The 424-nt window shown below is 42.9% G+C and carries 1 protein-coding gene; it reads left to right on the top strand.

What is annotated here, in order from left to right; translation table 11 throughout:
- Nucleotides 1-12: 12 nt before the first annotated feature.
- Nucleotides 13-424: hypothetical protein (locus A3763_RS08220; protein WP_156495007.1), on the top strand; the 412-nt coding region annotated here is incomplete at its 3' end.

Here is a 424-nt window from a genome sequence, read left to right as displayed (position 1 = left end):
TTGGATTCGCCATTGTATCGATATTTAGATGCATCAGACTTTCCAGAAGATCTAAGTTTGATATGCGGAAATTATGTTAAAGATGTATTTGAGGACCCCATTAGTTGGGACAGTTCTAGGGAGCCGGGTCAGGCTTATAGCGAAGGTGATACAGTAGAGCTGGTCTTTGACAATTGTCAGTTGAGTACAGGGCAAGAAGTGTCTGGTGCTTTATCGATGGAATATAGTGATATGGGTGGGGTAAATGACACCTTCATGCCGGTTTCAACTGATTACTGTGTTGATAGGCTTAATATCCTAAACGAAGGCCCTGATTACGACACATTATATGTAGCAGGCCATGAAGTAAGATTTTTCCCCTTTGGTGATGACACGATAGTCCGAGTTTATGAGCACAGCTACGATAGCGATACGGGTGAGCGAA

The organism is Oleiphilus sp. HI0128 (assembly GCF_001635365.1).
Note: the sequence above shows the minus strand (reverse complement) of the source record. Positions and strands in the feature narration are given on the sequence as shown.